General features: G+C 39.3%; 9 protein-coding genes. 6 read left to right on the top strand and 3 right to left on the bottom strand.

All coding sequences use genetic code 11. From position 1 onward, the window contains the following. Positions 1-67: 67 nt before the first annotated feature. From QWZ17_RS08635 to QWZ17_RS08610, 6 genes are all read left to right on the top strand, one after another. A complete protein-coding gene (locus QWZ17_RS08635; protein WP_290304751.1) occupies positions 68-271 on the top strand; it encodes a hypothetical protein in 204 nt (67 codons plus the stop codon). Positions 272-391: 120 nt separating this feature from the next. Continuing rightward, a complete protein-coding gene (locus tag QWZ17_RS08630; RefSeq protein ID WP_290304749.1) occupies positions 392-1,648 on the top strand; it encodes a radical SAM protein in 1,257 nt (418 codons plus the stop codon). Further along, positions 1,645-2,469: a hypothetical protein gene (locus QWZ17_RS08625; protein ID WP_290304747.1), complete on the top strand. Its 825-nt coding sequence runs from the start codon at positions 1,645-1,647 to the stop codon at positions 2,467-2,469. Before QWZ17_RS08630 ends, QWZ17_RS08625 begins: the two co-directional genes overlap by 4 nt. Before the next feature lie 4 nt (positions 2,470-2,473). Next, complete coding sequence (locus tag QWZ17_RS08620) at positions 2,474-3,343, top strand: hypothetical protein (RefSeq protein WP_290304746.1); 870 nt, start codon at positions 2,474-2,476, stop codon at positions 3,341-3,343. 13 nt (positions 3,344-3,356) lie between these two features. Further along, positions 3,357-4,238, top strand: a complete 882-nt coding sequence (locus QWZ17_RS08615) for a hypothetical protein (protein ID WP_290304745.1) — start codon at positions 3,357-3,359, stop codon at positions 4,236-4,238. Next, entirely contained in the window at positions 4,232-6,421 is a 2,190-nt protein-coding gene (locus QWZ17_RS08610) for a peptidase domain-containing ABC transporter (RefSeq protein WP_290304744.1), read from the top strand. Before QWZ17_RS08615 ends, QWZ17_RS08610 begins: the two co-directional genes overlap by 7 nt. 177 nt (positions 6,422-6,598) lie before the next feature. Here QWZ17_RS08610 and QWZ17_RS08605 read toward each other — a convergent pair whose 3' ends face one another. From QWZ17_RS08605 to QWZ17_RS08595, 3 genes are read right to left on the bottom strand one after another with little or no spacing between them, the layout of a single operon-like run. Continuing rightward, on the bottom strand, positions 6,599-9,763 hold the full coding sequence (locus QWZ17_RS08605) for an efflux RND transporter permease subunit (protein ID WP_290304743.1): 3,165 nt from the start codon (positions 9,761-9,763) through the stop codon (positions 6,599-6,601). 26 nt (positions 9,764-9,789) lie between these two features. Continuing rightward, positions 9,790-10,890: an efflux RND transporter periplasmic adaptor subunit gene (locus QWZ17_RS08600; protein ID WP_290304742.1), complete on the bottom strand. Its 1,101-nt coding sequence runs from the start codon at positions 10,888-10,890 to the stop codon at positions 9,790-9,792. 26 nt (positions 10,891-10,916) lie between these two features. Further along, entirely contained in the window at positions 10,917-12,206 is a 1,290-nt protein-coding gene (locus tag QWZ17_RS08595) for a TolC family protein (protein WP_290304741.1), read from the bottom strand. Between the last annotated feature and the right edge of the window lie 160 nt (positions 12,207-12,366).

The raw sequence follows: 12,366 nt of genomic DNA, 5'->3' as shown, positions 1-12,366 counted from the left end.
TTTAGATAAACGGGCAGTTGCCATGTCCTTACTGATGGCTCAATTTTTATTTTAATCAATTTTCTTAATGAAAAACAAACAAACCATTGCATCTGATGCTAAAGCGAAAAGCATCCTGCAACATGCAGTTCAGTCTTCTGAAAATGAGCAGATGGACCTGTACAAAGCAATTTTTGGCGGTACCGGTTCAGATTGCGGCGCAGTAGTAATCACAAGCAGTGAAGATCGGTCTACCGCTTATGATAAGACAGATCAGTTCCTGAGGGTTTAATTAAAACAAGGTTGATCTGTGCAATGCACAGGTTAGCCTTGTTTTTTGCGCTACGCGGTTTGGTTGGTAAATATATTGTCTGATTCAGGGCGTTTTCGGGAGATAAGCCTTTTCGATATTATGAAAAAAGTTACTTCATATGTGCTTAAAGTTGCCAGCAGGTGCAATCTTAATTGCTCATACTGTTACATGTATAACTTAGGTGATAAAACCTATTTAAAGCAACCTAAGTTCATGTCGGTTGATACGGTAAAGGCGCTAACTTTACGGCTGCAATCCTATTGCAGCCGTGGTGCCATCAACTTTGTACACATTATATTTCATGGGGGGGAGCCTCTTTTACTGAGTAAAGAATATTACGCCGAATGTATTCAGATACTTACCAGTGGGTGCCCCGGTGTTGAATTTAATTTTTCACTGCAAACCAATGGCGTAACGTTAGACCTTGACTGGTACAACTTTTTTAATAGCTTAAAAATAAAAGTGGGCATAAGCCTTGATGGGCCAAAGGCTTACCATGATGAATTTAGGCTGTTTCACAACGGCAAAGGTTCTTATCATGAGGTTGCCAACGCGGTTAAGCTTGGAAACCAAAATGGTCTTACCGGTATTTTAATGGTCATAAACCCTAAAATACCTGTTCAGGAATTTTACCAGGAATTAAAGGAACTTGGGGTTAAGAAAATCAATCTTTTATTTCCGGACGGGCATTTTGACCGCTTACCAGATGGTATTGATCCCGATAAGTTTAAAAACAACGGATATACACCTTATGCCGATTGGCTTATCGCGCTGTTTAAGATATGGAAGCAGGATAAAGGCAGGCCCGTTATTCGCTTATTTGAAACCCTGATAGAAATGTTAGCGGGTATCCCCAGGGGTAACCAGGGGTTTGGCCGAACAAAAAACGGCGTTATGGTGATAGAATCTGATGGCGGCATCGAGGTAACCGATTCTTTAAGGGCCTGTTACGAAGGCATTACCAGGAATAATTATAATGTTCATGCCAATGAGATAGATGATCTTTTTAAAGACCAGATTTTTGAAGTTTATTATAACGCGCATGACCTTGTTGCAGAGCAATGTTTGAATTGCCCGGTATATGATATTTGTGGTGGTGGCTTTTTAGGTAACCGGTTTGCCAATCACAACGGTTTCGATAATCCAACTATTTACTGTAAAGATATGGTTCGTTTAATTACTTTTCTGAGGAATGATCTTCTGGAAAGCTTACCAGAAGAAACTATTAGTCAACTAATGGCAGAAAAGCTTCTTTATGATGACGTTATCAACTCGTTTAAGCTACCTCCTCAAAATTTAATCAATTTGGAAGTAAAGCAGCAACTTAACTCATTTAATCAGTTGATCGCCCTATGAATTTAAAAAGAGGAATCCAATTTAAAAGTGACCTGGAAAATTTTGATGAACAATTGTCATTTAATAGCGGCACAAATATGGGCGCCGAAGCTACGGGCGTATACTACAGGCCCAACTCCTTTATCCCCAAAAATGATTGGCGGCCATTGGATAGCACTGCAAAAAATATTTTATTCCACAAAAATAATCAGCATTACAGCAATATTGTCAAAGTTGGCGAAGTGCCGCGTCAACTGAGAGATACGTTCAGAACAATGAAGCTGCATGAATGCACCAACCCGGATGATGTTTATCCTACCGTTCGTCTGCACGAAGAAACTGTAAAGGGGCTTGCTACAGATCTGGATGATTTCTTTGCCGGTTTTTCTGCCCATAGGCAGTATAAGTTTCATCGTATAACCAGGGCTATGCCAAACAGGGAAACTATTACCTGTCATTACATTGATCAAAAATTCATTTACATCGGTTTGCATGTTGATAGAAGCCGGTTATATAAACCCCATACCGCTCATAAATCGGGCAATCGGATATCCATTAACCTGGGGAGCGAAAGCAGGCACCTGGCTACTGTGAATTTGTCGTTGATTCAGTGTTACAACATGATCCGAAAAAAAGCAGGTGCTGAAATAGTTATTACGCCGGGGAATATCGCGGGCTTGTTTTTTCAGTATTACCCTGAATACCCCGTAGTAAAAATTGAAATAAAACCATACCAATACTATATAGCGCCTACCGATAATTTTTTCCATGATGCCACCACAATGGGAATGCAGGCTTTAGACATCACGCTGGTTTATACCGGAATTTTCGATAACCTGTAGCTCTATGAAAATTAAGAAAGGGATAGGAATACATAATTCACTACATCAAAAGTTTGGTGCAGTATCAATCAACACCGGATCTTGTTATGCAGATGAGCAGCAGCGTGCCCCGGTTGTGTATGGGCGCGTCAATTTTATTCCAAAATTCCAGGACGGGGCAATATTGCCAAAGTCAGATTGGCGCCCGCTGAGTGAAAGCGAACAAAAAATGCTAAGGCCGCCAAAGCCATCTGCCCATTATAACACCATTTTTTTAGGCGAGTTAACAGAACAACAGGTACAGCATTTAAAGGAATTGAAGTTGACCGATGCAACCACTTTAGAAGATATTTACGCGCTGTTTAGGCGAAATGAATTGGTTGCAAAGCAATTAAACGACGACTTAAATGTTTTTCTGCACAATATATCGGGCAACAAGCCCTACAAATTTCACTGTTTTGGAGCAACGTATCCCAATTTGGCATCTGTATCGCGCTTGCAAAAAGAACATTTTCCTAAGGATGTAAGGTACTTGGGTTTACATAATGATTGTACATCGGCAATGTCAATTCACACCGCTCAAAAGTTTGGTAACCGCATCTCTATAAATCTTGGAAAGCAAGCCAGGGAGTTCTTGTTTGTAAATTTATCGTTAAAACAGGCCTACAATATGATCAAAAAAAAGAGTAGCTCATGCGCTGCTCAGGTTGACTTGATTACAATGCCCCGGATCTTTTTTTCTCTTTATCCCGAATACCCGGTATTGAAAATTAAACTCAATCCCTATCAGTACTACATAGCGCCTACAAATAATTGTTTTCATGATGCGCAAACCTTGGGAAACCAATTTTTGGATATTACCATGATCTTTTTTGGAACTTTTTTTATCAGTTAATTTAATAGGTTGAATGTTGAAATTAAAAAAAGGAATTGGCCTGTATAGCTCCTTACAAGATGGATTTGACCGGGTGTATATCAACTCGGGCACTTTGCCATACAAGGAACAGGAATTACAACCAATAAAATTTGGAAACTGGGATTTTGTGCCCTTATTTCATGATAAGGCTTACCTACCGCGACATGATTGGAGAGCGCTTGCCCCAATAGAACTTGCACAATTAAACGTAAACACCAGGCAACAAGATTATAATTCAATTTTTATAGGTGATACGCCTGCCGAATTAAAACAAATATTTGAAGAATTAGAGATAACTGATTTAACCAGCAGGGAAGAGGTAATGGCCCGGATTAGGGAAAGAGGTACTATTGTTAAAAAAATGAGCGACGGTTTGCAAAATTTTCTTTTTCCAAAGGCTAACAATAAGCCTTTTAAATTTAATTGTATAGCCGCTAACTTACCTAATTTAGAGCTGGTTGCCTGTGATATAAGCAAATTGCATCCAGGTTTTACCGTTCCCGAAAGGAAATATGAAGGTTTGCATAATGATGGAACCAAATTTATGAAAATTCATACTGTGCATAAGGCAGGTAACCGCATTACAATCAATTTAGGTAAACAATCAAGGTTTTTTTATTTTATCAATCTGTCTCTTATTCAAGTTTTCAATATGATAAAATCCAAATTGACATTTGAAGACGAAAAAATCAGTATCTATAACATAGCTCCTTACTTTTTTAAATATTTCCCTGATTATCCGGTAATAAAAATTATTCAAAAGCCGTACGAATATTACATAGCACCTACTGATAACTGCTTTCATGATGGCTCAACGCTGGGCAATACATCGTTGGATATTAATATGGTCTATTTTGGCTCCTTCACATGTTAGCGTTCCGTAAATTTCCGTTTCAAAAGCAGCTGGATTCGATGGATTGTGGTCCCGCATGTTTAAAGATGATTGCTGCTTTTTACGGGATAGATGTAGAGATAAGCTTTCTGAGAGATATATGTAACACATCGCGGATAGGGACAAGTACCGGAGACATTATACATGCCGCGGAAGAAACCGGGCTAAAAGGGATGGTATTCAAAACTACTGCCGATTACTTGAATAGCCACCAGCCATTCCCTTGTATTTTGCACTGGCGAAAAAACCATTACGTGGTGTTATACCGCATCCGGAACCAAAAATATATCATCGCAGATCCCGGGCATGGCTTAATTGTTTTAAACCAGGGTGAGTTTTTAGAAGGCTGGCATGATAATCATGAAAAAGGAATAGCGCTTTTCTTTGAACCGGATGATCAGGCTAACCGCAAACAAGTAGGTGGTAAAAAAAAGGATAGAAAGACATTTCTTCAAATGGTGGCATTTTTAAAGCCGCACACTAAGCAAATAGGCCTTTTGGCACTATTTATTTTACTTTCCAGCCTGATATCTTTATTGATACCCCGTACCATTCAGTACATGACAGATAATGGGTTAGGTAAAAAAAATCTGGGGATTGTTTGGAAAATACTGTTATTCCAGTTCGTGCTTTTTGGAAGTCTTACCTTTTCCAACTATCTGCGTAATTTGATTCAAACAAAATTAAGCACCAAATTGAGTGTTAATATTATTTCTAATTTCCTTACCAAACTATTACGGCTCCCTATTTCTTTTTTTGATACAAAAAATCACGCGGATTTGTACCAAAGGATTGACGATCATTCCAGGATAGAAAACTTCCTGGCAAACCGACTGGTATCATTTCTGTTTTCTGCCGCTTTGTTATTTTGCTACACCGTGCAACTGTTTTGGCTTAATCAATGGATGGTTTTATTTTTCTCCTTAATTACCCTGGCGGCATTTGGCTGGTTTTTTATGTTTATGCAAAGGCGAAAAAACCTTGATTACAAAAGATTTGGGTTAGCGATTGAAGAGAGGCACTATCTGCATGATTTGATATCGGGAATGACAGAGATAAAACTAAATACCGCCCAGACTGATAAAGTATTAAAATGGAAGGAATTACAAAACAAGTTGTATACTTTCAAATTGGCAAGTTTAAAGCTAAATAACCTGCAGCAAAACGGGATAAGTATTATTAACCAATTGAAAAACTTACTAATTACCTTTTTATGCTCTTATTGGGTTATTAACGGTAAAATAAGTTTTGGGGTAATGCTGAGTATAAGCTACATTATTGGGCAACTTACGGTACCAATTCAGGAAATAATGTTTTTTTTTCACGATTATCAGGATGCGAAAATATCATTTGAACGATTAAATGAGGTACAGCTAAAAAAAGATGAAAACGAAAATAAACCTGTAATTAGAGATGCCAGGTTGCAGGCCGGTTTAAAAATTGAAAATTTGTTTTTTAAATACCCTGGTATCCATAATACTTACATCCTTAAAAATGTAAGCTTATTTATTCCAAAAGGAAAAATAACCGCTATTGTTGGCGCCAGCGGCAGCGGTAAAACCACGCTGCTTAAGTTACTTTTAGCTTTTTATAAACCCCAGCAAGGAAGGATATTTGTAGATGAATCGGACTTAAACGATTTAAATACAGATCAGTACAGAAAGTATTGTGGCGTGGTTATGCAGGATGGCTTTATTTATAATACCTCCATCGCGCAAAATATAGCCATGGAAGAAAAAAATATCGATTATGATAAAATAAAGAAAGCATTAAGTATAGCTTGTTTAGATGAATTTGTTGAATCGTTGCCTCAAAAGCATGGTACATTGCTTGGTACCATAGGTGTAAATTTAAGTGGGGGGCAAAAACAAAGGCTATTTATTGCCCGGGCAGTATACCGAGATCCTCAGCTTATATTTCTCGACGAAGCAACAAACTCGCTCGATTCTAATAATGAACGTGCGATAATGCGAAACTTAGAGACCTTTTTTATTGGTAAAACGGTAATAGTTATTGCTCATAGATTAAGTACTGTTCAAAATGCCGACCAAATTATAGTTTTGAACGGAGGGAAAATAGCCGAAACGGGTAACCATTTTGAGCTTACCCGGCTACGGGGACGTTATTATGAATTAGTTAAAAACCAATTGGAGTTAGGCCAATAACTTTTGAGGATGTCGCAACCTATTTATTAAAAATCATAAAAGGGTGAGTCATTCAGATCAATATATTGACGTGAATGACTCACCCAAGCCGATTAACTACGGAGAATTGCTGTGTTTAATCAGATGGCGTATCCTTTTGGCTTTTTAACTGATTTAAGATGGCTACTAAATCTCACTTTAGTTTTTTATATCATTTTTGCGTTCATCAGTTTTTCTGTATGCCCATCCAAAAATTAGGGGGAATACCCAAAGACTAAATATCATGGCGCATAATATGCCCCCAATAACAACCCTGGCCAGCGGTCTTGAACTTTCTGAGCCGATACCGTGGGAGATGGCGGCGGGTAACAAGCCAATGGCGGCCATTAATGCGGTCATCATCACAGGTCTTACCCTTGAGTTTACACCAAGTTTTAATGCTTCATATAACGATTGATCTTCGCCCTTAAATTTATCCAGGTTTTGTTTAAATACGGTAATCAGTAGCACCCCATCCTGAATGCATATGCCAAATAAGGCTATGAAGCCTATACCTGCAGAAATGCTGAAATTTGTACCTGTTATATGTAGGGCAAGTAAGCCGCCTACAATAGCAAAGGGGACATTTAAAAACACCAGGGCCGCGTCTTTAATACTGCCAAACATTACAAAAAGAAGTAAAAAAATGAGCAACAAACTAATGGGCACAACTTGTGTAAGGCGCTTCTCGGCCCGTTGTTGATTTTCAAAATCGCCCTGCCAGGCCATATGATATCCTTTTTTTACAGAAACCTGTTGGTTAACCTTTTGTTGTGCCTCGGCAATGGTGCTGCCCATGTCCCGGCCGCGAACAGAAAATTTAAGGGTGGCAAAACGCTGATTTTCATCCCGGAATATTAAACAAGGTCCGGTTTTTTGGGTTATTGTGGCAATTTCCTTAATGGGTACTTTTGATCCGCTTTGAGTTGGCACTAAAAGATTGCCAATATCATCCGGTGTTTTGCGGAATGCCTCGGGAAAGCGTATCCTGATATCGAACGTTTTAACGCCTTCATATAAGGTAGACGCGGCTACCCCACCAATTGCCATGGATATAACCGAGTTGGCATCGGCTGTGGCAACGCCATACTGTGCCATTTTTTGCTGATCGAGATTTATATCTAACTCTGGCAAACCAATACTTCTTAATACGCCTAAATCCTCAATGCCTTTTACTTTTTTTAGAATATTGTACACCTGGTCTGCCTTGTTTTCCATATAGTTAAGCGAGTCACCATATATTTTAACAACAATAGATCCTTTAACCCCCGAAACCGCTTCTTCCACATTATCCATAATAGGTTGCGAAAAATTAAGATCGGTACCGGGGAGTTTTGCCAGTTTGACGTTCATCTGGTTAATAAGTTCTTCCTTGCTTATATGCGGGTTCCAGTCTTCCTGGGGGTACATGAGCACATCAAATTCATTATTGTAAAACCCCGTTACGTCGGTGCCATCGTCTGGTCGTCCGGTTTGCGATACCGCGTACTTTACCTGTGGAAAAGTCATCAATATGCTACGTACCTCTTTGGCTGTTTCAACAGATTTATCAAGCGATACACTGTAAGGTAATTGCACCCTTAGCCATATGGAGCCTTCGTCCAGCTCCGGTAAAAATTCGCTGCCTAAAAATCTAAATGAATATAAACCTATTGCCATAGCGATAAGCGATGCTGTAACAACTATTTCTTTACGTTTAAAGGCCCTGGTAAACCCGTTTATCATAAAGCCGGTAAGATGATGTACAATAGGGTTATGTTTTTCGCGCACATTTTTATCAAGCAAAAATTTAATGAGCACCGGTACCAGCGTTAATGTAGTAATAAGCGCGCCAAGCAACGCGAAGCCCAGGGTGTATGCCAATGGCGAAAACATTTTTCCCTCAACTTTTTGGAAGGCAAAAATCGGAAGCAAGCCGGTGATAATGATTAATTTGGCAAAAAAAATGGCCTTGCCCAGGTGAGCTCCCTCATTTTTTATTAACCCCATTTTGGCTATTTTGTTAAACCGGCTCATGCCCATAATGGCGGCTTTATGATCTAAAATAACAAACATGCCTTCTACCATCACCACCGCACCATCTATAATTATCCCAAAATCAACGGCGCCTAAGGAGAGTAAATTTGCAGACATCCCCATAAGGTGTAAACAAATAAAGGCAAATAACAATGCCATAGGGATGATAATGGAAACTATTAAGGTAGTGCGCCAGTTAAACATAAACAGCGATACCAGGAAAGTTACCAGAACAATGCCTTCAACCAGGTTATGTAATACGGTATGGGTGGCGTAGTCTACCAGGTTGGTACGGTCATAATAAGGAACTATTTTGGTGTCGGCAGGCAAAATTTCGTTATTGAGTTTGTCAACCTCGGTTTTCAGGGCATTCACAACCTCAGTGGGGTTTTCACCTTTTCGCATCAGTACAATGGCTTCAACCGCGTCCGGGTCGTCGGTTATTTTTCGTTTTCCGTTTTGATCTGTGATCGCGTCGCTTCTGCCAACCCAACCTAATCTTGATAAATTAGATATCGAAACATCTGCCACATCTTTTACCAATACAGGTACCCCATTATTATTGGTTACAATAATGTTTTTGATCTCGTTAATATTATCCAACAGGCCCAGCCCGCGTACTGCAAAAGCCTGGTTGTTTTGGATAATCATATCACCGCCTACATTAATATTAGTTTTTTGTACAGCGGTAAATACATCTAATGGGGTAATGCCCAATGTGGTAAGCTTACCCGGGTCTACTGTAATTTCATAGGTTTTTGTTTTACCGCCAAAACTGTTTATATCGGCTATGCCGGGTACCGATCTTAACCTGCGGTCTATAACCCAATCCTGCATAGTTTTAAGCTCTCTTACATCTCTGAAAGTACTTTTAAGGGTGTATCTGAATATTTCGCCCGTAGGGCCGGTAGGGGGCTGTACAGAAGGTGCTATACCGGCGGGTAAACCCGCGTTGTTCAACAAGTTCATCACCTGTTGGCGGGCTTCGGGATCTTTTACGTTATCGTCAAAAATTAATTTAACATAGCTTAATCCAAATATACTGGTAGAGCGCAGGCTTATTTTTTTTTGAACCGGGTTTAATGCTATTTCTATAGGTATGGTTATAAACTTTTCTACCTCCTCGGCGCTTCGGCCCGGCCATTGTGTAATAACCGTTATTTCGGTATTGGTAACATCAGGAAAAGCCTCAATAGGCATTTGCTTAAATGTTATTATACCTGTTACAATTAGTAAAGCGGCAAGAAATAAAATGAGGTATTTGTTTTTTAGCGAGAAACCAATGATTCCTCTCAGAAATTTAATCATTACAGATGTGATTTTGAAGGGATAATTTAGTTGTTTAACGATCCGTAAATAAGAATTGCCTGTGATCCTATTAATCGCTCGCCTGGCAATACCCCACTTTTTATATAGGCAGTTTGGCCATTTATGCTGATAACATCAACTGGCCGTATCTGAATATCTTTTCTGCCCTTATAAAGCAGTACATAATATTGGCTGTGATCAAAAATAAGGGCACCGCTCGAAACAGATATCGCTTCTTTATTTTCGCTATTGTTTACAGTAACTGTGGCAAACATCTGGGGCTTCAAAATATAATCGGGATTGTTTAGCACTATCCGCATTTTCATTACTTTGCTTGTAGGGTCAAGCACGTTCATCAGTTTATCTATCTTGCCTTTAAATATTTTATCGGGATAGGCTATGGTGCTTACCTCAACCTCATCGCCCAGGTGTACTTTGCTTATGTTTTGTTCATAAACATTGGCCTGTACCCAAACTTGTTTTAAATCGGATATCGTAAACAAACCTGTGTTGTTGTCCGTACGGATAGCCATGCCGTTAGTTACATTTTTTTGAACCACGAAGCCATCAATAGGCGATTTAATTACATACTCGCCATTCTTGTTGTTCCCATTAATGCTCAGTATTTTTTCTGCCGCAACTTTGGCCGCCATAGCCTGCTCATAATTAACATCGGCATTGGTTATATCTATCTGAGATGCCAGCCCACTCTTAAACAAAGCTTTTTGCTGAGCCAGTTGTACGGCCGTTGAGCGTACCGTGGCTTCGGCGCTTATCAGGGCCGCGTTATAGTTGGCTACCTCGGCGCTTTTTATAATTCCCAAAACCTGGCCCGCTTTTACAAAATCGCCCGGCATTACATTAATGTTTTGCAGGTTACCGCTAATTAAGGGGAATATATTAACCACTTTATCGGGGTTAAAATCTATCAATCCGTTAAATTTTATTGCGTTTGTAAGGCTGGATGTTTTTACGGTATCTATTGTTAATGTTTTCATTAATGAATCTGGTACCTGGTAGGGTACCCGGGCATCGTCGGCAGGTTTATCTGAATTGCATGAAAACAGAAGCCACGATAGCCCGATAAAAAAGATAACAACTATATAGTTTTTTTTGAAGCGTTTCATCTTGGGGAATGTTTTAGGATAAGAGATTATTGTTTGTTAAAAAAGGGAGTCCCGGTAACGTAATTAAGTTGCTCAAGCGAGGCAACGCGGTTTAGCCTGGCGTTATCAAGCAGTAGGGTGTTGTTTTTGTAATCGTCGTAATAGTTTAAAAAATCTAATAACCCAATATTGCGCAGGGTGTAGTTTTTAAGTACCTCCTGTATAAGATGGCTATAGTCTTGTTTAAACTTAGGATCGAAACTATTGCATAGCTGTTCCAGCTTTAATGCATTGTCGTAATTAACAGCTACATCGTTTTCTACCTGGTTTTGTTGTTGCTGATATTGCGCCTTGCCCTGGTCTATCGCTATGCGAGCCTGTTTTATGCCTCCCTGGTTACGGTTAAAAAAAGGTAGTGGAAGTGATATGCCCAAATTGCTAAAGTTGGGTATGTAACTACCGTACTTATCAAAGTTGGCACTAAGGGTAATGTCGGGCCATGCCGCGGCTTTTTGTACTTTAAGGTTTACATCATTATAGGTAAGGTTTACCCGGGCAATCTTAAGATCGGTACGGTTAGTGTTTGCCGAATCTAAAAGGTTTGCATACGGAACCGCGGTTAATACCTCTTTGCCATCAATGTTATAATTATAAATAGCGGCAATACGGGTTGTACCGGGTACTTTTATAAGGGTTTTAAATTCTGCTAAAGTGCTATTGATACTAAGCTGCAGTAAATTATACTCGGTTTGCATGGTGTATAATTGAGACTGAATACGTAAAACCTCTTTTTGGGCAATATAACCGTTCCCGTATTGCTCTTTAAAGGCTGCAAGTATTTGCTGTAACGCACCAATTTCCTGTGTATAAACTTTTTCTGATTGTTGCTGGAAATAAATATTGAAAAAATCACTGCGTAAAGTGAATCGCAGCGTACGTAACAGATCGAAAAATTGATAGGTTGCCTGTTCAACACCGACTTTGGCCAACGCTATATTTTTATTGCGCTTGCCGGCGGTTAAAAAAAGTTGAGATATACCAACAGCAAACTCGCCGTTACGGGTAATATCGGCATCATTATAACCAAGGCTAAATAATTTTTTGGTGACAGGATTATACGCGCCAATGCTATAATCAAGCTGCGGGTTCTGAAAAAGTTTTGCTGTAATTACCTGCGCCTGTGCATTATCTATATTATAGTGCTGAATGATTAAGGCGAGGTTGTTTTTCAGAAACTGATCTTCGGCTTCTTTTAAGGTTAATTTAAGCGTATCGGGTACCGGGTTTTGGGCTTGCCCTTTGTTAATGGTAGTTACACATACCATAAAAAGTAGCATTAATTTTAAGCGCATACAAATTGATGGAGTTGAAAATAAGCTCCGTACAAAAGTACCCGCGCGCAATTAGGCAACACTTAGTAGCACATTAAAGGCGGATTAGAAGGTGATTAAAATTTTCTAATGTATCGACGTAAATATTGGTCCGAAACGCTGTTTT

The organism is Mucilaginibacter flavus, from assembly GCF_030409315.1.
Lineage (GTDB): Bacteria > Bacteroidota > Bacteroidia > Sphingobacteriales > Sphingobacteriaceae > Mucilaginibacter > Mucilaginibacter flavus.
The sequence above is the reverse complement of the archived record's forward strand: the minus strand, read 5'-3'. Positions and strand labels throughout refer to the sequence as shown.

What these genes read in the sequence shown, in the direction of transcription:
- QWZ17_RS08625 (WP_290304747.1), top strand. Translation starts at nt 1,645, where the DNA reads ATGAATTTAAAAAGAGGAATCCAATTTAAAAGTGACCTGGAAAATTTT.
- QWZ17_RS08615 (WP_290304745.1), top strand. Translation starts at nt 3,357, where the DNA reads ATGTTGAAATTAAAAAAAGGAATTGGCCTGTATAGCTCCTTACAAGAT.
- QWZ17_RS08620 (WP_290304746.1), top strand. Translation starts at nt 2,474, where the DNA reads ATGAAAATTAAGAAAGGGATAGGAATACATAATTCACTACATCAAAAG.
- QWZ17_RS08610 (WP_290304744.1), top strand. Translation starts at nt 4,232, where the DNA reads ATGTTAGCGTTCCGTAAATTTCCGTTTCAAAAGCAGCTGGATTCGATG.
- QWZ17_RS08605 (WP_290304743.1), bottom strand. Translation starts at nt 9,763, where the DNA reads ATGATTAAATTTCTGAGAGGAATCATTGGTTTCTCGCTAAAAAACAAA.
- QWZ17_RS08630 (WP_290304749.1), top strand. Translation starts at nt 392, where the DNA reads ATGAAAAAAGTTACTTCATATGTGCTTAAAGTTGCCAGCAGGTGCAAT.
- QWZ17_RS08600 (WP_290304742.1), bottom strand. Translation starts at nt 10,890, where the DNA reads ATGAAACGCTTCAAAAAAAACTATATAGTTGTTATCTTTTTTATCGGG.
- QWZ17_RS08595 (WP_290304741.1), bottom strand. Translation starts at nt 12,206, where the DNA reads ATGCTACTTTTTATGGTATGTGTAACTACCATTAACAAAGGGCAAGCC.
- QWZ17_RS08635 (WP_290304751.1), top strand. Translation starts at nt 68, where the DNA reads ATGAAAAACAAACAAACCATTGCATCTGATGCTAAAGCGAAAAGCATC.